The sequence below is a fragment of the Blautia difficilis genome (genome assembly GCF_014297245.1).
GTDB lineage: Bacteria > Bacillota > Clostridia > Lachnospirales > Lachnospiraceae > Blautia_A > Blautia_A difficilis.
In genome coordinates this window covers 16,183-40,507 of sequence record NZ_JACOQG010000020.1, presented here as the reverse complement: position 1 = coordinate 40,507, position 24,325 = coordinate 16,183, and the positions used below count along the sequence as shown (strand labels likewise).

The 24,325-nt window shown below is 42.3% G+C and carries 21 protein-coding genes and 2 pseudogenes; 3 read left to right on the top strand and 20 right to left on the bottom strand.

All coding sequences use genetic code 11. The features are described from left to right. Window positions 1-46: 46 nt before the first annotated feature. The 3 genes from H8Z82_RS11895 to H8Z82_RS11885 form a co-directional block, all read right to left on the bottom strand. Window positions 47-925 carry a carbohydrate ABC transporter permease gene (locus H8Z82_RS11895; protein WP_019160841.1) on the bottom strand — a complete coding sequence of 293 codons (879 nt, stop codon included), beginning with the start codon at window positions 923-925 and terminating at the stop codon, window positions 47-49. Window positions 926-938: 13 nt separating this feature from the next. After that, window positions 939-1,844, bottom strand: a complete 906-nt coding sequence (locus H8Z82_RS11890; RefSeq protein WP_186995239.1) for a carbohydrate ABC transporter permease — start codon at window positions 1,842-1,844, stop codon at window positions 939-941. A 250-nt stretch (window positions 1,845-2,094) separates the two neighbouring features. Then, window positions 2,095-3,345: an ABC transporter substrate-binding protein gene (locus H8Z82_RS11885; RefSeq protein WP_019160839.1), complete on the bottom strand. Its 1,251-nt coding sequence runs from the start codon at window positions 3,343-3,345 to the stop codon at window positions 2,095-2,097. Between the two features lie 256 nt (window positions 3,346-3,601). Here H8Z82_RS11885 and H8Z82_RS11880 point away from each other — a divergent pair, with 256 nt between their 5' ends. Next, window positions 3,602-4,501: an AraC family transcriptional regulator gene (locus H8Z82_RS11880; protein WP_186995238.1), complete on the top strand. Its 900-nt coding sequence runs from the start codon at window positions 3,602-3,604 to the stop codon at window positions 4,499-4,501. 18 nt (window positions 4,502-4,519) lie between these two features. Here the strand turns inward: H8Z82_RS11880 and H8Z82_RS11875 are convergent, their stop codons facing one another. The 6 genes from H8Z82_RS11875 to H8Z82_RS11850 form a co-directional block, all read right to left on the bottom strand. Then, complete coding sequence (locus tag H8Z82_RS11875; RefSeq protein ID WP_243176467.1) at window positions 4,520-5,776, bottom strand: ABC transporter substrate-binding protein; 1,257 nt, start codon at window positions 5,774-5,776, stop codon at window positions 4,520-4,522. Window positions 5,777-5,919: 143 nt separating this feature from the next. Further along, complete coding sequence (locus H8Z82_RS11870) at window positions 5,920-7,257, bottom strand: sensor histidine kinase (RefSeq protein ID WP_186995236.1); 1,338 nt, start codon at window positions 7,255-7,257, stop codon at window positions 5,920-5,922. An 8-nt stretch (window positions 7,258-7,265) separates the two neighbouring features. Continuing rightward, window positions 7,266-7,934: a response regulator transcription factor gene (locus H8Z82_RS11865; RefSeq protein ID WP_186995235.1), complete on the bottom strand. Its 669-nt coding sequence runs from the start codon at window positions 7,932-7,934 to the stop codon at window positions 7,266-7,268. A gap of 240 nt (window positions 7,935-8,174) precedes the next feature. After that, window positions 8,175-9,944 (bottom strand): Na/Pi cotransporter family protein, encoded by a 1,770-nt coding sequence (locus tag H8Z82_RS11860; protein WP_186995234.1) that lies wholly within the window; start codon window positions 9,942-9,944, stop codon window positions 8,175-8,177. Between the two features lie 342 nt (window positions 9,945-10,286). Next, on the bottom strand, window positions 10,287-10,787 hold the full coding sequence (gene greA, locus H8Z82_RS11855; RefSeq protein WP_008705914.1) for a transcription elongation factor GreA: 501 nt from the start codon (window positions 10,785-10,787) through the stop codon (window positions 10,287-10,289). A gap of 111 nt (window positions 10,788-10,898) precedes the next feature. After that, window positions 10,899-11,489 (bottom strand): TetR/AcrR family transcriptional regulator, encoded by a 591-nt coding sequence (locus tag H8Z82_RS11850; protein ID WP_019160833.1) that lies wholly within the window; start codon window positions 11,487-11,489, stop codon window positions 10,899-10,901. A gap of 526 nt (window positions 11,490-12,015) precedes the next feature. Between H8Z82_RS11850 and H8Z82_RS11845 the strand changes: the two genes are divergently transcribed. Further along, window positions 12,016-15,210: a YhgE/Pip domain-containing protein gene (locus H8Z82_RS11845; RefSeq protein ID WP_186995233.1), complete on the top strand. Its 3,195-nt coding sequence runs from the start codon at window positions 12,016-12,018 to the stop codon at window positions 15,208-15,210. A gap of 60 nt (window positions 15,211-15,270) precedes the next feature. Here H8Z82_RS11845 and H8Z82_RS17770 read toward each other — a convergent pair whose 3' ends face one another. The 3 genes and pseudogenes from H8Z82_RS17770 to H8Z82_RS17765 all read right to left on the bottom strand — a co-directional run bounded on the left by H8Z82_RS17770 (window position 15,271) and on the right by H8Z82_RS17765 (window position 16,773). After that, window positions 15,271-15,561 (bottom strand): DUF4368 domain-containing protein, encoded by a 291-nt coding sequence (locus H8Z82_RS17770; protein ID WP_330607954.1) that lies wholly within the window; start codon window positions 15,559-15,561, stop codon window positions 15,271-15,273. Then, window positions 15,535-16,569: pseudogene (locus tag H8Z82_RS11840) on the bottom strand (DNA primase family protein); the annotation flags it as partial. The gene H8Z82_RS17770 and the pseudogene H8Z82_RS11840, both read right to left, overlap by 27 nt. A gap of 15 nt (window positions 16,570-16,584) precedes the next feature. Further along, window positions 16,585-16,773 (bottom strand): hypothetical protein, encoded by a 189-nt coding sequence (locus tag H8Z82_RS17765; protein WP_330607951.1) that lies wholly within the window; start codon window positions 16,771-16,773, stop codon window positions 16,585-16,587. 90 nt (window positions 16,774-16,863) lie between these two features. Between H8Z82_RS17765 and H8Z82_RS17160 the strand changes: the two genes are divergently transcribed. Next, entirely contained in the window at window positions 16,864-17,019 is a 156-nt protein-coding gene (locus H8Z82_RS17160; protein WP_207724663.1) for a hypothetical protein, read from the top strand. Window positions 17,020-17,154: 135 nt separating this feature from the next. On the opposite strand, the gene H8Z82_RS11835 is transcribed toward H8Z82_RS17160, so the two are convergent. The 8 genes and pseudogenes from H8Z82_RS11835 to H8Z82_RS11800 form a co-directional block, all read right to left on the bottom strand. Next, a complete protein-coding gene (locus H8Z82_RS11835) occupies window positions 17,155-19,857 on the bottom strand; it encodes a translation factor GTPase family protein (protein ID WP_186995232.1) in 2,703 nt (900 codons plus the stop codon). Window positions 19,858-20,051: 194 nt separating this feature from the next. Continuing rightward, the gene (locus tag H8Z82_RS11830) at window positions 20,052-20,168 is read right to left on the bottom strand and encodes a terminase gpP N-terminus-related DNA-binding protein (RefSeq protein ID WP_147641545.1); all 117 of its coding nucleotides are present in this window, start codon (window positions 20,166-20,168) and stop codon (window positions 20,052-20,054) included. 126 nt (window positions 20,169-20,294) lie between these two features. Further along, window positions 20,295-20,945, bottom strand: a complete 651-nt coding sequence (locus tag H8Z82_RS11825) for an ABC-2 transporter permease (RefSeq protein WP_186995231.1) — start codon at window positions 20,943-20,945, stop codon at window positions 20,295-20,297. Next, entirely contained in the window at window positions 20,942-21,787 is an 846-nt protein-coding gene (locus tag H8Z82_RS11820) for an ABC transporter ATP-binding protein (RefSeq protein WP_186995230.1), read from the bottom strand. Before H8Z82_RS11820 ends, H8Z82_RS11825 begins: the two co-directional genes overlap by 4 nt. Before the next feature lie 3 nt (window positions 21,788-21,790). Continuing rightward, window positions 21,791-22,162: a GntR family transcriptional regulator gene (locus H8Z82_RS11815; RefSeq protein WP_128866604.1), complete on the bottom strand. Its 372-nt coding sequence runs from the start codon at window positions 22,160-22,162 to the stop codon at window positions 21,791-21,793. Window positions 22,163-22,282: 120 nt separating this feature from the next. Further along, window positions 22,283-23,533, bottom strand: a complete 1,251-nt coding sequence (gene uraA / locus H8Z82_RS11810; protein WP_019160827.1) for a uracil permease — start codon at window positions 23,531-23,533, stop codon at window positions 22,283-22,285. Window positions 23,534-23,650: 117 nt separating this feature from the next. Then, complete coding sequence (locus tag H8Z82_RS11805) at window positions 23,651-23,986, bottom strand: LbetaH domain-containing protein (RefSeq protein WP_186995229.1); 336 nt, start codon at window positions 23,984-23,986, stop codon at window positions 23,651-23,653. 174 nt (window positions 23,987-24,160) lie between these two features. Then, window positions 24,161-24,316, bottom strand: a pseudogene (locus H8Z82_RS11800) (metal-dependent transcriptional regulator); the annotation flags it as partial. Window positions 24,317-24,325 lie beyond the last annotated feature (9 nt).

Below are 24,325 nucleotides of genomic sequence, written 5' to 3'. Positions count from 1 at the left end.
TCTTTCGCAATCGCACCAATCATTACTGCACTTCTATTCTCTATTATTATCCCTTAATACCACCGGTAACACCGCCGATAATCTTCTCTGACAGGAAAATATACAGAATAAATGTCGGCAGGAATACAATGATCACCGCTGCAAACATTCCGGCCCAGTCACCTGTATATTTCATGGAGTTGATCATTCCATAAAGTCCGGGTGCAACAGGTTTCAGCTTGTCCGAGCTTGCGAAGATCAAGGACAGGAAATACTCGTTCCAGATATTAATAAAGTTAAAGATTGTTACTGTTACGATTCCTGACTGTGCCATTGGGAACATGATTTTCCAGAAAGTACGCATGGGAGGGCATCCATCGATTGCTGCCGCTTCCTCATAGGTTCTGGATATATTGCTGAAGAATGTAAGCAGGAATATGGTCGTATAAGGTACATTAATTCCTACATATAATATGATCAATACCGTTCTTCCTGCTGCTACATTATTCAGAATTCCCATACCGGAAATAATACTGAAAAGTGGAAGAACGACCATGATCGCCGGAACACCCATGGCAGATACGAAACTGGTCTGGATAAATTTATTTGCAATAAAATCAAATCTGGACAGTACATAAGCTGCCGGTGCGCACACCAGGATCAGTATTGTGCAGGAAATTACGGAATAGATCAGAGAGTTTCCGAAGAAGCCTGCGACTCCGGCACCATTCCATGCTTTTGCATAATTTTCAAAATGTAATCCGGACTCAAACTTCAGGGCTTTTCCCTGGAAGATCTCTGCTGTTGTGGAAAAACTCGCCCCAAATACCCAGCCCAGAAGCGCAATGGTAAAAATTACCCAGAGCAGCAGGATGATGTATCCCGGCAGGAGTTTGACTTCTTTTTTCAGATTAAAGGGTCTGCGTGCCTCTTTTTCTTTTGCCATTTCTCATCCCTCCTTAGAATTCCAGATCATCATCTTTGATCACTTTGTTACAGATTGTAAATACAATGACTACGCAGACGCTGAGCAGTACACCGATGGCAGCTCCCAGACCTGCATTTCGTTCTGTAACTGTATTACCGCCGCCGAAAATCTGCATGTACATATAAACATAAGGGGTAATTGTCTGTGTGTCTGCAGTTACTGTAGAGAAAAGCTGTGACCATACAAAAAATCCTACACTGCTTACAGACCACATGGTGATGTTGGTCTTAAATACTCCCTTTAACAATGGAAGTGTCATATAGCGGAACTGCGCAGGTTTTGTCGCTCCGTCAATAGTTGCCGCCTCATAATATTCAGGGCTGATACGCTCAATACCGCTGAGCCAGATCAGCATATGGTATCCAACCATTCCGAAACAATATGCAAACAACAGTGCCCAGAATTTGTGGTCATTATCCAGGAACTGGATCTTTGCCAGATTGTCCAGATGTAATGCCGTAAAAAGATCTTTCAGCAGACCATATCTTGGACTATATACATACTGCAGCCACATAGTTGCAAGTGCTACTGCACTGACGATATTTGGCATATAAATGATCGCGCGGAAAAATTTCTTTCCTCTGATCCCGCTGGTAAGGATAACTGCAAATAAAAGAGACAGACTCATTACCACCAGGCCGCCGATCAGCCAAATACGAAACAGGTTAAAAAATGAAGTCTTAAATAAGCTGGTACTCATCAGCTTTGTATAGTTGCCGAATCCAACAAATTTCCATAAGTTCATGGAATCTGTAACTCCGTCAATCTTGAAAAAGCTCATGATCACTGTTCTGATAATCGGATAAAGAAAGATTCCCAGAAACAGCAGAACTGCCGGAGTCAGAAATACAACAATCATGGTTTTATTTTTCTTCAAACAAATACCTCCTTTGTAAGTTACACCATATCTACGGATTGCTACGCTTCGCTCCCGCAATCCTCCAGCCATTCGGAATCCGCTGATTTACTTCGTAAATCGCTACTTCCTCATGTCTGGCGGTTTCCAAGTCTAAAAGTCTTATCGTGCAAGCACGAACGACTTTTTGCCTTTGAAACCTGGATATTCAAAAAGACAGATGGCGGCAGCGTAGATACGATGCCACCATCTTTATAAATTCTTTGTTTATTTATTTCGCTGCGTCCTGCATAGTGGAAACAAATTCATCTGCTGTAATGGAACCTGCCATTAATTTGATAAAGTTTTCTTTGATAACCGGAGTCATATCTACGTTGGATTCTACACCGCATGCCCATGTGAAACGGTTTGTGCTCTGCTCGATCACAGGTTTTGCACACTCAACCATTGCCGGCCATTCTGTATTTGTTGTATCAGCCGGGATACCTACAGTTTCATCTGCAAGTTTCTGGTCGTATTCACCTTTTGTAAGGAATGTGATCAGATCAAATGCTTCTTTTGCAAGTTTTGTATCTTTGTTGACACCAAATACCTGTGCGCCGAAGTTGTTTGTTTCGATTCCATTTGCTCCGTCTGTAAGTGCCGGATATGCGAAGCATCCCCAGTGGAAGTCAGGGCCTGCCATCTCTTTTACTTCGTTTGGTAACCAGGAGCCATTCAAATACATTGCAGCTGTTCCAAGTGCAAGCTCTGTGTTCTGACCTGCAGGCCATACGTTGGAACCAACCATTTCTGAATAATATCCGTTAGATGCAAGTTCTTCGATATCCTGTGCCATCTGAAGAACTGCAGGATCATCCCATTTACCTTCAGTTACGATCTCTTTTACTTTATCTTCGCCAACCAGTCTTGCAAGATGATATCCGATCACACATGTTGCATAGGCATCATCCATAGTCATTGGTGTGATTCCTGCATCTTTTAATTTCTGGCATACATCTTTAAATTCATCCCATGTCTTCGGTTCTTCTGTGATTCCTGCCTGCTCAAACAGATCTTTATTATAGAAGAAAGCAAATACGTTTGGCTGATATGGAATTGTTTTTAATGTACCGCCACCAGCATCACGGCAGGCTGCCATCAGACCTGCATTTGCAGTTGCTTCATAGTCATTGTCTTTCGCAAGGTCTTCCAGATCCAAAAGATATTTACCGTACATTCCGTTTACACGGTCGATATCTTCATCAAAAATATCAATCTGTGTGCCGCCGTCCAGTGCAGGCTGAAGTGCTTCACGGTTTCCGGTACGTCCCTTAAACTGGAGGTCTACCTTAACTCCTGTCTGCTCTGTATAAGCGTCAACTGCTTCCTGAATTACCTGACCCTGTGGCTCTGTAGCTTCCCACATTGACCAGTAAACTAATGTGTCATCAGCTGCCTGAACCGTAAATGCAGGTGCTGCAAGAGAGCCAACCATCACTGCACATAATGTTGCGCTAAGCACTTTTTTCTTCATTCCCATAATTTCTTTTCCTCCTTTGGATTTTTGAACCTTTGTCTTTTTCTTTTTTCGCTCTTTCTCGTTTTTTGTTGATTTTCAACAATTATTTCTTTTGGTAGTTCTTATTCTATCATTTTTACACAAATAGTATTTGCACAAACGTCCATTTCTTTTGTACAAAAATTCATTTTTAACTGGTTTTTCTCCTGTTTTTGTTGTATACTTATACATAACAATCACATGATAGATTTCTGACAACGAAAAGGAGATGACAGCAATGGCTTTTGAGAGTATGTATCTGGAAGAAGATATTCATATTGACCGAATTTATACAATCCACTATTTTGAATACAAAAGTGATTTTCACTTTGCAGGAGAACGCCATAATTTCTGGGAATTTCAATGTGTAGATAAGGGAAAGGCGGAAATAGAAACAGATAACGGTATCTACCATCTGACAAGTGGCCAGCTCATCTTTCACAGACCAAATGAATTTCATAACCTTATTGCCATAGGAAATACCGCTCCTAATATTGTGGTAGTTTCTTTCGAATGCGATTCTCCATGTATGAAATTCTTTGAGAAAAAATTGCTGAAACTTTCTGATTCTGAGAGAAATCTCATGGGAATGCTGATCGCTGAGGCCCGCCGCTGTATCAAAACCCCTCTGGATGACCCTTATACAGAAAAGATGGAAAAGAAAGAAGATTTTTTGTTTGGTTCTCAGCAGCTGATCCGAATTTATCTTGAACAGATGCTGATCTATATGATCCGGAGAAATTCTTCTCCTCCCATGACTGTACCTGTCAGCCAATTTGTGAATCTGAAAAATAATTCCGCTGTCTATAAACGTGTCATTGCTTATATGGAGGACCACATCCGGGAAAATATTACACTCTACGATCTGTGCCATGACAATATGATCGGACGCTCCCAGCTTCAGAAAATATTTCAGGAACAACATCAGTGCGGTGCCATGGATTTCTTTTCCCAGTTAAAGATTGCCTATGCCAGACAGCTGATCCGTGAAAACCAGATGAACTTCACACAGATTTCGGAATTTCTGGGATACTCTTCCATCCATTACTTTTCCAGACAGTTTAAAAAAATTTCCGGAATGACACCTACCGAATATATTACATCAATAAAGGCGCTCTCAGAACGAGAGCGCCAGTAATACCAGACAGCTTTTTTCTTATTTCATATTACTGAGATTTTCAATAAATTCCTCCGGTGTTTCCTCCAGTTTTGTAAGTTTTACAAGTTCTCTCTGTAACCCGTCTTTATAATCTGCCGTTTCCAGCCCTGCTGCCCACATATAAGTTTTTTTCATTTTATCCAGATAATCACTTGCCTCCGCAATGGCTTCCGGCCATTGGGCATTCTCTGTATCTGCCGGAACAGACTGCACAGCATCAGTAATCTTCATATCATTTTCCCCAGTGCAAATGGAATAGGCAAAATCAAAGGCTTCCTGCTTTTTCTCAGATCTGTCAGTAATTCCAAAGCCCTGGGCACCTGCCATAAGCCCCTCAGTGCCATCCACTCCATCATTTACAGAGGGCCAGGGAAAAAATCCCCATCGAATATCACAATGCGTGTTCTCCATCACTTCATTTGGTCCCCATGACCCCTGCAGGAACATAACAGCTTCTTCATTGCCAATCTGATTTTGTCCCTCTGGAAACTCGGCCGGAGAAATTTCACTCATATACCCTGTCCAGAATAAGGTTCTGATATCCTCTGCTGCCTGTAACGCCTCCGGAACCTGATCCCAGGTATCATTCTTAATAATCCGCACTGCCTGATCCTGTCCTACATATCTGGCCAGCTGATACCCAAACAACAGATCAAGATAGGCAGAATCACAGGCCATAGGGCTGGCACCAATGTCACTTATTTTAAGCTTTCTGCACACTCTGAGAAGCTTTTGCCAGGTTTCCGGAATATCCTCATCTGTAAGACCAGCCTTCTCCCAAAGATCCTTGTTATACCACACTCCTGTTATATAAGGCTGATAAGGCATGGTCAGAAGCTTATCCTTTCCCCACCTTTCAATCTGTTCCAAAAGTATGGGCATTACATGTTTCTCATAATCTACGGAAGCAGCTATTTTTTTCAGATCAGTGAGATATATTCCATGCTCCTGCACCATTCGCTGATAATCATCATCAAAAAGATCTATTTCCTCTCCTGCGTCTAAGGCCGGTCCGATCAGAGATCTGATCTCCCTGCCCTTCCACTGGATCTCCACAGAAATACCTGTAGCCTCCTGATAAGCGTCTGCTGCTTCTCTGATCACCTCTGCCTGGGGTTCATCCTCTTCCCACATAGACCAATATATAATACTCTGTTCCGGGATTTCATCGGATGCGGATGCAGGAATCTCTCCTGCTGCAAGCAATATCGAAAGGCAACTCAAACCAACCAAAATGCTTTTCCATTTTTTCATACTGAAAATACCCTCCATTGTCTCTGCCACCAAAAAACATAACTATATGATTCTATTTTCCCTAATATTCACCTGTCTGTCAATCCCCAAAAAGGAAACGCATTACTGTTCATTCTGTCTGCAGTAATGCGTTTCTGTTTTTTTCAATTGTTAAATAGAATCTCCATCTTTGTTCCCCGTCCGGGTTCACTGTCAAGGAGTATCTTTGCATGATGTAAAGCTGCACCATGCTTTACAATAGAAAGCCCCAGACCTGTACCTCCAGTTTCACGGGAATGGCTTTTATCTACTCTGTAAAAACGCTCAAAAATCCTCTGTTGTTCGTTTTCCGGAATACCGATTCCGTTATCTTCCACACGGAAATAAGGTTTTCCATTGAGTTTTCCCACAAAAACTTTAACCTCTCCACTTTCTGGTGTATAACGTATCGCATTATCCGTAAGATTATAAAACATTTCATACAATACATGACGTACTCCCTGAATCTGTGCAGAGTCTCCTGTATATTCCAGCCTGATTTTTTTCTTTGCCGCACGATTCTGGAGATTATTGATCACATCTTCTCCAAGTTCACCCAGGTCAACAGGCTCAAACATAGTTTCCCCATTTTTCTCATCCAGTCTGGAAAGTTGGATAATATCTGCAACCAGATTGGATAATCGTTCAGACTCATGATAAATTCTCCCTGAAAAATCCTGCATCTTATCCTGTGGGACCATTCCGTTCATCATAAGCTCTGCATAGCCGGAGATTGACATAAGAGGCGTTTTCAATTCGTGGGAAACATTTGCCGTAAACTCTTTTCTTGCACTCTCTGCGCTCTTAAGATCTTCCAGCTGCTTCTGAATCTGTCTGTTCTGCTGATCCAGACGAAAAAGCAATGGTCTTAATTCTTCGTAGCATACATACTCCAGAGGATGTTCCAGATCAATCCGGTTGATAGGCTCTATCAGCTTTCTGGTCTGTTTCTGTACAAGAAAAAGTTCAATCACAAGGATTACGCATACCAGTCCGCCAAGCAGAAGAAAGCTGGTTAGCATTGTTAACAGAAGACTATCTGTAGTCCTGGCTACTCGCAGAACCTGATCATCCTTTAATTTTACAGCATAATAAAACGTCTGTTTGGATAATGTGTCTGAATAGCGGACCATCTCACCGGAACCCTGCTTCTCAGCTTCAATAAATTCCGGTCTGTTACTGTGATTTTCCATTTCTTCCGGATTCTCAATACTGTCAAACAACACCTGACCATCTTTTCCCAGAAGAGTGATCCTGCTGCTGGTGACATCTCCGATCCTGTCTGAAAGAAAAACGTCTCCGTCTTCTTCCAGACCTGTTTTAATATATGCGGCTTCATCCCTTATGCCCTGCTTCATATATATGTCATATCGGTTATACATAACGGTTCCTGCTGCCAGAAATGTAAGTATCACTGATAGGATAATAAGCAAACTTGTATGACTGAATATTTTCTGTTTCATCTCTTCCCCTATTCTCCGATCCTGTAACCCACTCCACGAACTGTCTCGATCAAATCTCCGGCTTCACCCAGCTTCTGTCGTAAAGTTCTCACATGAACATCCACCGTTCTTGTTTCACCGTCAAAATCATATCCCCACACATGGCAGAGAATCTGATTTCGGCTCATGACCAAACCTTTATTTTCCATCAGATACTGAAGAAGTTCAAATTCCTTTCTGGTAAGTTCAATCTTTTCTTCCTGATATCGCACTTCATGACGTCCCACATTCAGATAAAGTTCCCCATAATGAAGTTCCCTGTCCTCATTCTGACGGGCACTTCGCCTGAGTACAGCTTTTACTCTGGCAATAAATTCCATCATTCCAAAAGGCTTGGTAATATAATCATCTGCTCCGCCTTCCAGTCCTTTTACTTTATCAAATTCCGCTTCCTTGGCCGTTACCATGATCACCGGAACATCTTTCACCGACGACATACTTTTCAGCTGTGCCAGGATTGTATAACCATCATCTCCCGGAAGCATGATATCCAGAAGGATCAGCTCCGGTATCTCTTCCTTAAGTGCTTTCATCAGCTCAGCACCATTCCCAAACCCCTTGGCTTTGAATCCTGTTGTTTCCAGTGTATAAATAAGAAGCTCTCTGATATTACGTTCATCTTCCACACAATAGATCATCTTTTCTTTCCCTCCTCTTTATTTTTCAGTATACTTATTTTTTTATATTTACACAAGTCTGTAACCTGTATCTTCCCCAAATTCCATTACCCCAGTCAAGAAAATCCATTGCTGTAAGTAAGTCAGTAACATGAAAAATCCGGTGCATCTCCTAGCGTGTATTCCAGAGTGCCCGGACTTTTCTTTTTCTGTTATTTTTTACACCAGTTTCTATTCACCATTCAGATGGCTTTCATATGATTACGACAACTGGTATTTAAGCCGCGCATCTTCCAGGTCATGATAGAAGGATTCATCAGGATGAGTTTTCACTGTATTCAGATGACTGTGCGTATCATACAGATCTTCACTGACCTGCGTCACACAGACTCCAATATTGGAACAATGGTCTGCCACACGTTCCAGACATGTGGTGATATCTGAAAGGATAAATCCCATCTCAATGGTGCATTCACCGTTTCTCAGTCTCTGTACATGACGACGTTTCACTTCTTTGGAAAGCTCATCGATCACTTCTTCCAGCGGTTCAATTTTCTCCGCAAGCTTCATATCCTGTTTGTCAAAAACTTCATATGCCGTATTTACGATATCTTCTACTGCCTGCCCCAGCACTTCCAGATCTTTCTTTGCATTTTCGGAAAACTTCAGTCCTTTTTCATAAAGCTCCTGTGCTGATTCCATAATATTGACTGCATGGTCGGAAATACGTTCAAAATCCCCGATGCAATGAAGCATAATGGAAAGGCTGTGACTATCTGCTTCTGAGATATCTTTATGGCTCAATTTCACCAGATAAGTTCCAAGTTCATCCTCATAACGGTCAACCTTGGCTTCCATGTTTTCCACACGTTCTACGCCTTCTTCACTGTATTTGTCCACCAGACTCAGCGCTGTAAACAGTGCATTGTGGGATTCTTCTGCCATTTTTCTTGCTGCATTGCGGCTCTGCTCCACTGCAAATGCAGGTTTCTCCAGGAAACGTGGTTCCAGGATCATAAACTCTCTGTCCTCTGCCGAAACAACAACGTCCTCTTTTTTGTCCCGGATCGTAAGACAGGCAAGTTTCTCCAGTCCCTTTGCAAAAGGAAGAAGAATGATCGTTGCAGTAACATTAAATACACTGTGGATAACAGCAATTCCTGCCGGTGTTGCCGCCTGATGGAAGAAAGAAAATCCAACAACTGCATTTATAAGATAGAAAACAGTCATAAAGATAACTGTACCGATCAGGTTGAAATACAGATGTACTGCTGCTGCACGTTTTGCATTCTTCTTGGCTCCGATTGCAGAAAGGATCGCAGTAATACAGGTTCCGATGTTCTGTCCCATAATGATCGGGATTGCTGCACTGAACGGTACTGCACCTGTAAGACACAGAGCCTGCAGAATACCTACGGATGCAGAAGATGACTGGATCACAGCAGTAAGAAGGGCACCTGCTACAACACCTAACAACGGATTTGAGAATTTAAGTAACAAGTTTGTAAATTCCGGTACTTCTGCAAGGGGTTTTACAGCAGAACTCATCATATCCATACCGTACATCAGGATTGCGAAACCAATAAAAATACTTCCGATATCTTTCTTCTTTGAATCATTGATAAACAAAATGAAAATCACACCAACGATCGCAAGTACAGGGGAAAATGATGTTGGTTTAAACATCTGAATGATAAAGTTGTCACTCTGGATTCCTGTCAGACTTAAGATCCAGGAAGTGATCGTAGTACCGATATTGGCACCCATGATCACTCCTACTGCCTGTGACAATTTCATGATCCCTGAATTTACAAAACCTACTACCATAACAGTCGTAGCTGAAGATGACTGGATCACCGCTGTTACTCCAGCTCCCAAAAGCACTGCTTTTATGGGATTTGAAGTAAGATTTTCAAGAATCTTCTCCAGCTTTCCTCCGGAAACCTTTGCAAGGCCATCTCCCATTGCATTCATACCATACAAAAATAATGCAAGGCCTCCGATTAATGTTAATATACTGAATAAATCCATGATTATTCTCCTTTTCCCTTTTCATAAGTATATGGTTATTTACTTTCTGCCATCTGATGGCAGTCTCAGACATGTGCAGGCATATATATGTTTTTTGCGATACATATCCCTGACTTGCTTCTCATCATAACCATGCTTTGTAAAATCATCCCCATGAGAATGTTAAATCCATGTAAAATTTCCAGTCATCCTATTCATTCTGTGTAAGGTTCCCATAAATCCATCCGTATTTTTGATATAAAAATAAAAAGAACCATTGCAGGAGATATGACACTAACCGGTGTTCATCTCTTACAATAGTTCTTTTATCAATCCGGATCCTGTATTTCGACAGTATTATTATCAGAATCCGCGGATTTCTTCATCCTCGGAACCAGTCTTATCAATAGAACGGATTTCCAGGAAGTAACTGTAGTTATCATTTACCTTTACTTCCACTCTGTCTCCAACCTTATGACCTTTTAATGCCATACCAATGGGAGATTCAATGCTGATGCGGTTTTCCATGGAGTTTCCTCTGATGGAAGTAACCAGTTTGTATTTCTCAATCTCATCGTCTTCCTCGAAATATACCTCTACAATATCATCCATTCCAACTTCATCGTCTTTGGAATCATCAGAAACAATGGTTGCTGTTTTCAGCATATTCTCAAGGTAACGGATACGGCTTTCGTTCTGATTCTTATGCTTCTTGGCCGCATAATACTCAAAATTCTCACTCAGATCCCCCTGGGCTCTTGCTTCTTTTACAGCTTCGATTGCTTCTTTTCGCACAACCAGCTTGCGATGGTCGATCTCCTGCTGGATTTTCTCAACATCCTTTTGTGTAAGCTTTTCTTTCATTGCCACATCTCCCCTTTATTGCTTCTGTTTTCTATTTCTGCTTTATATTGGCTTAACCATAGCAGAAGGGCATCATTTTGTCAAATCATTACTGTTCACGATGCGCAGGATTTATGCATTTGGTATCTGCCGCAGGAAATCATGTGTCGTATTCTCGATCATTCTGTTCGTCAGTTCTGCAATATGTTTGGTTGATTCCCGGTGCTCTGAAGAAAGCCATGCTTTGATCATTCCCACGCACCCATTAAGGCAAAATGCATAAACATATTCCACGTCATGGTTATCTGCTGCAAATTTTCCGGACAACTGCCGGAGAACAGTGTCTGCAACCATCTTCTCCATCCTGCTCACAAACCCCATATCTCCATTGCTTCCCAGCAGAGCAATACAAATATCCTTATTATTATCAAGAATTGTAAAAATATGCTCGATCATCGGATAAGAACTTCCATTTTGTACCAGATCCAGAGGATGCTCCTCCATTACCTGAGCAATCTCATCCATCAGCTCATTTTCAATACTCTCCAGCATTTGATAAATATCACTGTAATGAAGATAAAACGTAGATCTGTTAATATCTACTTCATCCACCAGTTCCTTAACTGTAATTTCCTTGATACTCTTCTTCTGCATCAGTCTTGCAAGTCCTGCCCGAAGCTGTGCTTTGGTTTTTCGTACTCTTCTGTCCACTTTTTCTGCCATTAACATTTCCCCCAGTTCTTTATTTCACATTCTATAGCAATTCCAAAAATGCCCAGACATCTCTGTTATGTTATTCCGTCTTCTGCCTTTGCCTGGATAAATGCTTATTGCTTGCACAACCTTCACAATTGGCTTATTTGATTTATTCAAATTGTAAATATCACTAATTTTATTCTCATGTTTTTGTATATTTTATCTAAAATGTAGATTCTGTGTAAAAATAGTCATTTTAAGCAAATATGTCTATTAATATACGTCGAATAGCAAATTTAATGGTTGTATCTTATTTTTAGTTTTAGTATAATACCATCCATAGAAAAAATCAACACTTTGTCGATTAATAGTTTCAGAAGCTATTAATCAATTATGTTTTGATTATTCAATCTGCTGTTTATCAGCACCTTACTGTTCCACTCCAGCACATTAGTTTGCCGACAAGTTGATTCTTGAAACAATCTTGTAAGCTCACTAGCTGTAGACCGAACAGTTTTCACTACAACTAATTATAGAAAGAAAGGGATAAGGTATGATCAAAAACGAATGGAAAAATCTACTGCATAATAAGATCATGTTCGTTGTGGTAATTGCAATTATCGCAATCCCGATCATTTACGCAGGACTGTTTCTGAAATCCATGTGGGATCCATACGGAAGTGTTGACCATCTTCCTGTAGCAGTTGTCAATGAAGACAAACCTGTAGACTACGATGGCACCACGCTAAGTGTAGGAAAGGACATGGTAGAAGAATTACGTGAGAATGATTCTATGGCATTTAATTTCGTAGACAGCCGTACAGCCGAAGATGGCCTGGAAAACGGTACTTACTATATGGTAATTACCATTCCGGAAGACTTTTCCGCAAATGCTGCCACACTTATGGACGATGAACCTAAGAAAATGGAGCTGAAATACGAAACCAACCCCGGAACCAACTACATTGCTTCCAAATTAAGTGAAACCGCACTGCTGAAGATCAAGGATGCAGTTGCCACCAAAGTAACAGAAACCTATACACAGACAGTTTTTGACCAGATAGCCAAAGTCGGAGACGGTATGCAGGATGCAGCCGATGGTTCCGGTGAACTTAAAGACGGTATCGAATCTGCTGCCAAAGGAAACCAGACCATCACCGAGAATCTGAAAAAACTCTCTTCCAGCACACTGACCTTCGCAGATGGCGCCGAAACCCTTACAAAAGGTATTCAGGAATACACAGATGGTGTCTCTCAGGTAAATGAGGGTGCCAGACAACTTGATGACGGCGTCAGCACACTGACATCAAAAGTACCAGAACTTACCTCCGGAATCGATACTCTCAACAGCGGTGTTAAAAGTTACACAGACGGTGTTGCAAAGCTCAATGAAAACTCTGAGAAATTAAAAGAGGGTGCAAGTGCCCTGGAATCAGGAATTAATTCCCTTAGCGCAGGTGTGACAACCCTGGCAGATGGAGCTACTCAGTATATTGACGGTGCAAATTCTCTCGCAGACGGAACCACCGCTTATGTAAAAGGTGCCGAGCAGTTAGCAGCCGGTGCTTCTCAGTTAAGCGGGCTGGAAAATCTCGGTCAGGTATCCAGCGGTATTTCTCAGTTAAATGCAGCAGTTTCCAAAGGAAGTAATTCCTCCGCTGCATTAAAAGACGGAACCCAGCAGCTTGAGGATGGTCTGGGACAGCTCTACACACAGTTGTCAGCTTTACAGAACAGTGCATCCGCTGCTTCCGTTGACAAACTTACCACCGGACTGAGCCAGGCAAAAACAGGAATGGAAAATGCCAGTGAAGGGATGACCTCCGCAGCAACCGGAATCTCCAATGCCTCCGATGCGATCAGCCAGGTAAGCAGCCAGATCTCCGATACTCTTGTACCGGGACTTCAGGATGCAGCTTCTCAGGCATCTTCCGCAGCAGAAAGTATTGGTTCTGCACTTGGTGAGTATACTCAGGCTACTTCTTCCGCACTCGAAACAGCCAACAGCGAGATTGCTTCTGCTCAGACCGCCATGCAGGCAATGCAGAATGTCGCAGCAGCTCTGGATAATGCCGCAGCTTCTGCAGATGAAAATGGTATGATCTCCGCTGATTCTATTGCCGGACTTTCTGATGCACTTTACTCTTCTGTTACAGATCTGGAAGGTGTGGATGGTTCTTTCGCAGCACAGTATTCCAGTGAGATCAGCAACGCCGTAAGCAGTATGTCCTCTGAACTCTCTTCCAGGGTTTCTGAACTGAATTCCGCAGCTGAACAGATGAATGCAGTTGCAGGTCAGCTTTCTGACGGTGCTTCCACTTTAAGTAACGGCGCACAGAATATGTCTGCAGGTGCAGATCAGATGAATGCAGGTGCAGGTCAGATCCCAGATGTTTCCGGTAATGCATTCAGCTCTGTGACTGCTGCCGTAAAACAGCTCTATGCAGGTGCTCAGGCAGTAAATTCAGGAACTCAGTCTGTTTCTTCTGCACTGACTACACTGGAAAACAGCACAGCATCTTTCCCACAGGCAGCCACAGGTGTGAAAGCATTAAATGACGGATTCAAAACTCTGACTTCCAATGACACAACACTTACAGACGGTGCTGCAAGCCTGAAATCAGCAGGTAAGAAACTTACTGCTGCTGTACCTCAGATTTCCTCAGGTGCTTCTCAGTTATCAGAAGGAGCCTCTACACTTAATGATGGAATCAAAGAGTACACGGATGGTGTGTCCACTCTCGCTTCTAACAATGAAGCACTGACAAGTGGAACCGGACAGCTTGCCGATGGTGCCAAAACCCTGGCAAGTGGCGCTGATACCCTCAGTAATGGCACAAAAACTCTGGCAAGTGGAACAGCGAAGCTGGTTGCCAATAATGATTCACTGACCAGCGGTGCCCGGAAACTTGCAGACGGTGCTTCCCAGATTCAGAGTGGTTCCTCTCAGCTCTATGATGGTTCCAAAGAACTTGGAGATGGCATGACAAAATTAAAGGATGGATCCTCTACACTGTCATCCAGCCTCAGTGAAGGTGCAGATCAGGTAAAGAACACGAAATCCAGTGATACAACTGTCAGCATGTTCGCAACACCGATTGAAGATGAGGAAACCCAGATCACAACCGTAGAAAACAACGGTCATGCAATGGCACCATACATGATGTCTGTCGGTCTCTGGGTCGGTGCACTGGCCTTCTGCCTGATGTATCCTCTGACTACATACAAAGGCAAACTGAAATCAGGATTTGCATGGTGGGCAAGCAAAGCTTCCATTCTTTATCCGGTAGCAATCCTCCAGGGACTTCTCCTGATCATTCTGCTTCATGTATTCAATGGATTTACACCTATAGAGATGACAAAGACAGTATTATTTGCCTGCCTGACAGCAATGGCATTTACATCTATCATGTATTTCTTTAATATTACCTTTGGTAAGGTTGGAAGTTTCCTTATGCTGGTATTCATGGTAATCCAGCTTGCAGGCTCCGCTGGTACTTATCCGGTAGAAATTTCTCCGGAATTTGTATCCAAAATCCACTCTTATGTACCATTTACCTATACAGTAAATGCATTCAGAAGTACAATTGCAGGCGGCACAAGTATCCGTCAGTCAGTTTATGTACTGATCGGATTGATCGTAGTATTTACTCTGCTTACAATCCTGCAGTTTAATCATATGGCACGTCAGCGTAAGGCAAACAAGGAAACACTTTATGACTGGTTAGAAGAAAAGGGACTGGCTTAAAGGGCAACTCAATAAGGGATTTATAATCCTGTAAAATATCGGCATAGTCGTAACCATCGGCTATGCCGTTTTTACGTTACTTGGAATATGTACTTCTCCGATGAAGTTGAAGATGACTTTTATCTTCTTGGTATTCCTATACCAAGGTTTCTCGTTTCCATATACATATACCTTCTCGATGAAGGTTCTGATAATTTCTGCATTCAGTTCCTTGATATCTGTGTAGGTCTTAACCAATCGCAGGAAACTGTCTGCATTGGAAGATTTTTCTCTGGCAGCATCAATGATATGCTCCAACTCTGCCACACGCTCTGTAAGCTGATTCTGTTCAGCCTCATAGGTAGCTGACATTTTCATGAAACGCTCATCACTGATTTTGCCTTCGATGTTATCCTCGTAGAGTCTTTGAATGATAGTATATCCTTCGATGAGCCAATTGAGAATAGCTGACTGTACCTCCGGCTTTGCAAATTCCTTTTTCAAAGTTTTATCTTGTTCCGATTCATCGAAATGCTTTTCAAATGGAATGATGAACAATCGGTTACTGCTAAACACAGTCATATCATTAATAGCAGGCAGATAATTGGTATTGATGTAAAGCTTGAATAAAGGCTGAAAATCAAAGCTGTTCTCATGAAGGAAACGAGCATTGATGGTGTCGTTTCCTGTTAGGCTTTTAACCTGTGCAGCATTTAGCACTAATCCTTTACCGGGTTCTGAGATATTCACAAAACGAACTCCTGCAAGACGTGCAATATCCTCGGTAGGTTGAGAACTGTTTGCATTCATCTTTTGAGCGAGGGTTTCCGGTCTTGCTGTACATCCATATGAGCCAAGTACCTTTAATACACTTTCACAGAGTGTTCCTTTGCCATTACGTGTGCTTGCTCCATAGAGGATAGTCATACACTCATGACGGGTATCTCCGGTAAGACCATAGCCGAACAGCTTTTGTAAGAACTTAGCTTTTTCTTTATCCTCGGACATGATTTCTGAGATGAATCTGTCCCATCGGTCACTATGTGCCTGTGGGTCGTAAATAACATTAGAGATCTTGGTAAGCTTGTCGGTGCTTTTATGCTCATAACATTCAAAGCTGTCCTCACGGATAGTGCCGTTCTTGCAATTGAAGATGTAAGGATCTGAATCAAACTCTGTTGCTGAGATTGGATGATAAACCTGTGCATCCTTGAGAATGTTGACTCTCGTTCCATGTGTCTGCCATCGTCTGGTGTAATTCATATATTCCTTACGTTTATGCTCATCTGTAATTTTCAGAGCATACATATGGAGCAGATTGGCAAGTTCCATGCAAAGCTTCATAGCTTTCAGGCCACCGACATCCTGCTGCCAGATTCCATCTGCGTAGTAGAATCACGTTTTTCTCTCTGGTACATATCGAAGAATCGGTTTATAGAAATCCGCAAAGAGCATTCCTGCACCAATATCTGTCCACGGATACTTTGTGCTGTCTTCCGGATAAAGTGATGCGAGTCTTGCCATTTCATCATCAAAATCTTCACTTGCAGGTGCAGGCACAATAGGCGAATAGAAGTTCTTCATTCCGGTAAGCCAAATGAAAAGAAGACATTTCAAATTGCCTATTCAGATTCACCAGATATAAAGAAGTGGAAAAATCACGTTATTGAAATTTTGGAATCAGAACATGAAAGAGATAATGAAGGGATTCCCAAATGGTTTAATATTAATTACGATGACATTGATGGGCATTCGATGTTTCAAACTTTTGAACTTAAAGACTTTGATGGAAAGAAATATTATTCTTTAGAAAGCACTGAAGAAGCATAAAAAAATGGCCACACCGGAGCAATCTATACTCTAGTGTGGTCATTCTGTTTTTGAGTTCCGTTGGAAGGCTTTGCTTAGAAAATAATCGTTGTTTTCGTTAATCCCTAATTGAGCCATCCAAAAAGCCAGTCCTTCTTATTTTTCCAGTCGTTTCTCTTTCATATATTGTGCCATCTCATCAGAAATATTGTCAATCAGATAATTCTTACTGCTCTGACGTTTCTCATGCCATTGCTGGCGAATCTGGTTTTCTGTAGCTTTTATTTCGTCACGAAGACCTCTGGCAGACATACGGTGGGCGCCCTGTCCCATAATGATGATCTGCTCCAGTCCATCGGATGTTGCCACAGTTACCTGGTTTTCCCGTCCAATCTTATGAACCGTTTTCTCAATGTATTGATCCGCTGTCTCAGCTTCCTTGGTGTAGACTACATAGATGTTATGGTAGGTGATCACTTCCTCTGCATGGCCTTCTATCTTATAAGCGTCAAATACAAGAATTAACGTACATTTCTTAAAGCCCTGATAGTTGCTCAGAATATCCATCAGTTTTGTCTGAGCTGCATGGAGATTTGCATCTGCCAGTTCTTTTAAATCTTCCCAGGCATAGATGATGTTGTAACCGTCTACAAGGAGATATTCTTTTTCTTTCTTCTTAGCAGAAGAACTGTTGCGGTAATAGCTGCCGCTGTCGGATTTTGCAGAAAATGTTCGTTTAAACTGTGGTTCTTTGTAACGCTTGACCGGTCCGAATGTACGCTCGAAAATAGCTTTCAGTTCTTCCTCATCCTCATAACTTCCTACGCCGGCATTCTTTGGCGGGCAATAACCTGCGTCTCCCTGATTCCTTCCATTCCTGTTTCCTGTTATGCTTTCTTCACTATCCGGTATGGTACCACCCAGCTCAGACTCGTCAACCCCTTCCAGGTGCATATAATCCTCTACTTCATACCATGGCACCACAAATCCTGCTCCATGAGCACAGAATACAGAACCTGTGGGATTGTCCAGGTCACGTTCGGAATCATATCCAATCTCCTCTACAATCTCATCCTGATTCTGACATGGGGCATAGCCCTTCAATGAACAGAATAATCTGCCACGTCCCTTTGTATAGGAGGTTACCTGAGTTTGATAATCTCGCATCATTGATACCGGTGCACTCCCCTTCAACACCATCATGTCATCCTCATCCGTTTCCGGCTGCTGGAAGGTTCCATTCATTTTCTGAATGTCAGTCATAGCACGCCCGATCATGTCTCCCGGAATCTCAATTCTGAACTCATAATATGGCTCAAGCAGTACACTTTTTGCTTTCTTTAATCCCTGACGCACAGCCCTGTACGTTGCCTGCCGGAAATCGCCTCCCTCTGTGTGTTTCAGATGGGCGCGTCCTGTGATCAGTGTGATCTGCATATCTGTGATGGGAGAACCGGTCAGTACTCCCGGATGTTCCCGCTCTTCCAGATGAGTCAGAACCAATCTCTGCCAGTTACGGTCCAGCACATCCTCACTGCATGCAGTAAAAAACTGCAGACCGCTTCCCGGCTCTCCGGGTTCCAGAAGCAGGTGTACTTCTGCATAATGACGCAGCGGCTCAAAATGACCCACCCCTTCTACCGGCTCTGCAATCGTTTCTTTATATACGATATTTCCTGTGCCAAACTCTACTGCTACATGGAAACGCTCCCAGATCAGATACTTTAATATCTCAATCTGAACCTCACCCATCAGCATGGCATGGATTTCTCCAAGCTGTTCGTTCCATACAATGTGAAGCTCCGGTTCCTCCTCTTCCAGCTCTTTGAGTTTCTTCAGCATCTGGTGAACATCGCAGTCCTCGGGAAGCAGAATTCTGTAATTTAATACAGGTTCCAAAACCGGCATCTCGGATTCCCGTTCAATTCCAAATCCCTGTCCCGGATGTGTCTGGGAAAGACCGGTTACTGCACAGATAGTTCCTGCAGGAGCTTCCTTTGCAAGCTCAAATTTCGCACCGGAATAGATGCGGATCTGATCTGCTTTCTCTGTATCTGTGAGAAGTTCCTTTACCTTCAATGTTCCACCGGTGATTTTCATATAGCTTAAACGGTTGCCCTGATCGTCTCTGGCAATCTTGAATACTTTTGCGCCAAACTCAGACGGATATGTCGGTGTCTCGCAGTATTTTTCCAGCCCATGAAGGAATTCTTCTACACCTGTCATTTTCAGAGCAGAGCCAAAGAAACATGGGAAAAGTTTTCGCTCCCTGATCACTTTTTGGATATCTGCTGTTGAAATCTCTTCCGTTTCCAGATATTTTTCAAGCAGTTCTTCATCGCAGACAGAAATATCTTCCAGAAACTGAGACTGCAGATCTGATTTTTCCCAGGTGAAATCAACACAATTATCACTTAATCGCTTCTTTAATTCTGCCAGAAGTTTCTCTTTATCTGTTCCATCCTGGTCCATTTTATTGATAAACAGAAACGTCGGGATCTGATATCTCGCCAGAAGTCTCCATAAGGTCATAGTATGCCCCTGCACGCCATCTGCACCATTGATCACAAGAATGGCATAATCCAGAACCTGCAGTGTTCTCTCCATCTCTGCCGAGAAATCCACATGTCCCGGCGTATCCAGAAGAGTTATCCCCCTGTTCCCCAGTTCAAACTCCGCCTGTTTGGAAAAAATCGTAATTCCTCGTTCCCGTTCCAGGTTATAGGTGTCCAAATAAGCATCCTTATAATCTACACGCCCCAGCTTACGGATTTTTCCCGTTAAATATAAAATCCCCTCCGACAACGTAGTCTTACCTGCATCTACGTGGGCAAGGATACCAATGACAAGTTTCTCCATAGTATATTTAAAAGCTCCTTTTTTTTATAAAATCAGTAGTTATTCTTTTATCGCTTCATCTGTTAAAATCCTTTATCAATTAATTATTTTAACATACTGATATAGATAAATCCAATAGGGTTGTGTTTTTATGTGTTCATTTAGTCCAAAAGAGCCCACATTTACAGTTAATGTGGACTCCGCTTCCATTATTTTTAATATGTGGTTTTCATCTTCTTTTTTTCATTCAACCACTTATGTACAGTCTTTTCTTCTACTTTTACTCCCTGAGCAATCTGCTGCACAGATAATCCCATTTCAAATATACTCATAGCGACTATCTACGCTCGATTCTTTTGCAGAAATTCTTTGAGAATTCCCTCCTGAATGCTTTCACTCACTGCACGTTCTACTGCCGTATTCAGTTCCTTATGATGTTAGGGTCAAAATATTTTTCCTCAGAATTCTTTCTTCTCCATAAGCCGGACACCAATCCAGAAAGACCCCATATATACAATTACTGTGAACAATGCAACTCCGGCCAATACCATTCCCCAGTTCAGTCCATTCAGCCATGCATCGACTGCGTCTGCTGAAAGTCCCATTGTTTTTATCAGAGTATAAACTACGGCAATTATAATAGCCCACATGACCATTGCAATATAACGTCCTTTTTCCGCTCCAAAATGTATTACAAGCGGGAGTGATGCCGCCAACATAAGAAGTGCCAGTGGAATGTATATCAGAGTGCCAATAATTTTCTCACTCAGGCACCCCTGAAGCTCTGACACACCTTTACAGATCACTCCCGTTATTGCTTCAATTCCCCACGCTGCAGCCGTAAGCCCTGCTCCCAGCAGATATTTCTCCGCCACATACTGTTTTCTGGTAACCGGCAAGGTCATAAGAAACGCAAGACCATTATCAAACTCATCATAACTTATAGTTGTAATGGCAAAAATTGCTGTGACAATCGTAAAATATCCTATAGCAAAACTGACGCTCCCGCTTCCTGCCAGATTCAGGATGACTCCCATTACAATAACCAGGATAAAAGACTGTTTCTGCTGTTTCATCAGTTCTATATCCTTTACAAATAATCCCTTCATACCTGTTCCTCCATCATCACTACCAGATCATCAATCTTTCCATTCTCAATTACAGCATCCGGGTAATTTTCCATATAAAATTGTTTCTGGTTTGTCAGACACCTGTATCCATAAGCTTCTTTCCGGATCTTAATAAGGTATTGCTGATCCAGTTTTTCGTACTCTTCTTCTGCAACTTTAAGAACTGCATAATCTGACAGCAGTACATCTGTATCCTCATGAAGGATAATTTTTCCGGCATGGATCATATAAAAATCGTCACAAAGACTCTCCAGATCTGATGAAATATGGGAACTGATCAGAATAGAACTGCTTTCATTTTCTTCCATATATTCTCTCAGCATGTTCAGCACTTCATCCCTAGCTATCACATCCAGACCAACTGTGGGCTCATCCAGAATCAGCAGTTCTGCCTTATGGCTTAATGCTACCAGTACTTTAAACTTTGCTTTCATACCAGTGGAAAATTCTTTGATTTTCTTGTCTGTGGGCAGATTGAATCTTTTGCACTGCTGCAGGAATTTCTCTCTGTCAAAATCCGGATATATGCTTTTCATAATATTGGCCACGCCCGCTGCTGTCAGATACATACTGAAGCCTGAATCTGCAAAAACAACTCCCAGTTTCTGCTTATCCTCCGGCTTAAGCTCTTCTGCCTTTTTCCCAAAGACCTCTATCTCTCCGCCATCCGGATGAATCAAGCCGAGCAAAGCTTTAAATGTGGTGGATTTCCCGGAACCATTTCTTCCAATAAGTCCTGTAATCATCCCAGGCTGTACTTCCATAGAACAGTCCAGCGAAAAACCTCTGTAATTTTTCTGCAAATGACTGATTTTCAACATATCTTAGTCCTCCATGATCATTTCAAAAAGATTTCTGATTTCCTCATCGTCCAGTCCACTTCTTCTGCCCTTCATAATTGCCTGCTCCAGATCATGTTCTACTTCTTTGAGCTGTTCTTCCCTCATCAGGTCTTTATTTGTGGCTGCAACGTAGGTTCCTTTTCCATGAACAGTGACGGTAAATCCCTCTTCTTCCAGATTGTCGTAGGCTTTCTTCACAGTCAAGGCACTGATCTTCAGCTCCTTTGACAGACTGCGTACTGAAGGTAATACAGTGTCCGGCTGTAACTCTCCTCTGATAATCGCAGACTTAATCTGGTCTATGATCTGTTCATAAATAGGTACCATGGATGAATTATTGATTATTATATGCATATGTTTCTCCTCCATCTACAAACAGTATATAACAGTGCATAACTGTTGTCAACTGTTTTATACTGTTATATATAAAAACCTCCGGACATTCCTGCCCGAAGGTTTTCGTTAGCTTATATATCACTGATCATTTGTCAGATGAAGCTTGTCCAGAATATAGAACACCAGACTCAGTGCCATGCCTACAACACACGCCAGTACCATACCTGTAAGTTTTACATTTCCCAGATTCAGGGAGATTCCGGAAAGACCTACGATAAATACAACCGAGGTCAGTGTCAGATTTCTGGATTTACCGTAATCTACTTTATTGTCTACCAGCATACGAAGTCCGGAGGTACCGATCATACCATAGAGCAGGAAAGAAATTCCTCCGATCACAGGACCGGGAATGGTATTGATCAATGCTGCCAGTTTTCCAAGGAAGGAACAGCAGATAGAGAGAACAGCCGCACCTCCGATTACCTGCACACTGTAAACCTTTGTCATGGCCATAACACCAATATTCTCACCATAGGTAGTTGTGGGTACAGAACCCATGCATGCAGACAGTGTTGTAGAAAAGAAGTCTGCAAAAAGGGAACGATGTAAGCCCGGTTCTTTCAGCAGGTCTTTCCCTACAATCTTGCTGGTTACAATCTGATGTCCGATATGCTCGGATGTTACCAGAAGAAGTGCCGGGAAGATTGTCAAAATCGCTTCCAGATTAAATTTCGGATGCTGGAAATTAGGCAGTGCAAAAAATGCAGCTTCTTTTACTGCTGTAAAATCCAGGATTCCGCAGAGAACTGCTGCCACATACCCAGCAATGATCGCGATCAGGATTGGGATCACTGATAAGAATCCTCTGAACAGGATCTGTCCAAACACTGCAACTCCCAATGTTACCAGAAATACGATCACATTTTTCATATCTATCTTATCGTCAAGAAGTCCTGCTGTACTTGCAGCACTTCCGGCAAGCTCCAGACCGATCAGTGCAACTACAGGTCCCATTGCAGCTGTGGGAAGCACGATATCGATCCATTTGGTTCCACATTTTCCAATGATCAGCGCCAGGATCATACCTGCAATGCCAAGAACTACAAATCCGCCCAGTGCATACTGGTATCCGAATTTTGTCATAACCAGGATTCCCGGTGACAGAAAAGCAAAGCTTGATCCAAGGTAGGCCGGAGCTTTTCCCTTTGTGATCAAAATAAACAGTAAAGTTCCCACACCGTTCATCAGCAGTACAATGGCCGGATTAATTCCAAACAGAAACGGAACCAGTACAGATGCGCCAAACATGGCAAACATATGCTGGATACTAAGCGGGATCAGCAGCTTTGCAGGCACCTTGTCTTCTACCTGAATAATTCTTTTTTCCACTCTTTCTTCCTCTCTTTTCCCTTATTTTTTCACAGTTCGCTTCATTATACACATATTAATATAAAAAATCCACTGTTTTTACATAAACAGTACGCCAAAAAGAACCTTCCATGGATTTCATTTCCACAGAATCCACTTAAATGTCTCTCCAAATAATGTAATATCAATTCCCGCAACGGCAAAACCAATAACAGAAGCTGCATTTCCCATCATCAGACCGCCGGCAATCATCACATTACTGGCAATCCAGCAATTCGAATGAATCGTAATAGGTTTTCCATATTCATCATCATAAGCAGTGCCGTCTTCCTTGAATTTAATATTTCTCTCCTGCCACCGGAAAGGATGAACCGGTGTAGCTATTGTGCAATTGGGACCGAAAAACACATTATCTCCTATATTGACCGGACAAGTATCTAATACAGTAAAATTAAAAAGCGACGATTTTCGCATCCATCGTTAGACTGTACCCACTGGACAGTATGGATTTTTTTGACAGTTGCGAAAATACAGTCAGAATTTGTCGGCGGTCAGATCGTATCATGGGCGGCTCCCTCCTGTAAGCCGCCGAAGCTGCCAGCGCGTCATTCCATTTGAGGGCAAAAGAAACGGCAGCCTTGATTTCTCAAAACCGCCGTTTTTCAAAACGCCCACCGCATGACTGATACTCGGTTTGCTAAAACCCATGTGCCGAGCAAGGTCAACGGAGCGAACCATGCCTTGTTTCTTTTGAAGTATCAGCACAGCCTCCAGATAATCCTCCCCGGACGCATGAATCTTCATAGGACATCC

Coding starts and splice junctions, on each gene's coding strand:
- H8Z82_RS11895 (WP_019160841.1), bottom strand. CDS start 925: ATGGCAAAAGAAAAAGAGGCACGCAGACCCTTTAATCTGAAAAAAGAA.
- H8Z82_RS11885 (WP_019160839.1), bottom strand. CDS start 3,345: ATGGGAATGAAGAAAAAAGTGCTTAGCGCAACATTATGTGCAGTGATG.
- H8Z82_RS11880 (WP_186995238.1), top strand. CDS start 3,602: ATGGCTTTTGAGAGTATGTATCTGGAAGAAGATATTCATATTGACCGA.
- H8Z82_RS11875 (WP_243176467.1), bottom strand. CDS start 5,776: ATGAAAAAATGGAAAAGCATTTTGGTTGGTTTGAGTTGCCTTTCGATA.
- H8Z82_RS11870 (WP_186995236.1), bottom strand. CDS start 7,257: ATGAAACAGAAAATATTCAGTCATACAAGTTTGCTTATTATCCTATCA.
- H8Z82_RS11865 (WP_186995235.1), bottom strand. CDS start 7,934: ATGATCTATTGTGTGGAAGATGAACGTAATATCAGAGAGCTTCTTATT.
- H8Z82_RS11860 (WP_186995234.1), bottom strand. CDS start 9,944: ATGGATTTATTCAGTATATTAACATTAATCGGAGGCCTTGCATTATTT.
- greA (WP_008705914.1), bottom strand. CDS start 10,787: ATGAAAGAAAAGCTTACACAAAAGGATGTTGAGAAAATCCAGCAGGAG.
- H8Z82_RS11850 (WP_019160833.1), bottom strand. CDS start 11,489: ATGGCAGAAAAAGTGGACAGAAGAGTACGAAAAACCAAAGCACAGCTT.
- H8Z82_RS11845 (WP_186995233.1), top strand. CDS start 12,016: ATGATCAAAAACGAATGGAAAAATCTACTGCATAATAAGATCATGTTC.
- H8Z82_RS17770 (WP_330607954.1), bottom strand. CDS start 15,561: ATGTCAGCTACCTATGAGGCTGAACAGAATCAGCTTACAGAGCGTGTG.
- H8Z82_RS17765 (WP_330607951.1), bottom strand. CDS start 16,773: ATGAAGAACTTCTATTCGCCTATTGTGCCTGCACCTGCAAGTGAAGAT.
- H8Z82_RS11835 (WP_186995232.1), bottom strand. CDS start 19,857: ATGGAGAAACTTGTCATTGGTATCCTTGCCCACGTAGATGCAGGTAAG.
- H8Z82_RS11830 (WP_147641545.1), bottom strand. CDS start 20,168: ATGAGTATATTTGAAATGGGATTATCTGTGCAGCAGATTGCTCAGGGA.
- H8Z82_RS11825 (WP_186995231.1), bottom strand. CDS start 20,945: ATGAAGGGATTATTTGTAAAGGATATAGAACTGATGAAACAGCAGAAA.
- H8Z82_RS11820 (WP_186995230.1), bottom strand. CDS start 21,787: ATGTTGAAAATCAGTCATTTGCAGAAAAATTACAGAGGTTTTTCGCTG.
- H8Z82_RS11815 (WP_128866604.1), bottom strand. CDS start 22,162: ATGCATATAATAATCAATAATTCATCCATGGTACCTATTTATGAACAG.
- H8Z82_RS11805 (WP_186995229.1), bottom strand. CDS start 23,986: ATGCGAAAATCGTCGCTTTTTAATTTTACTGTATTAGATACTTGTCCG.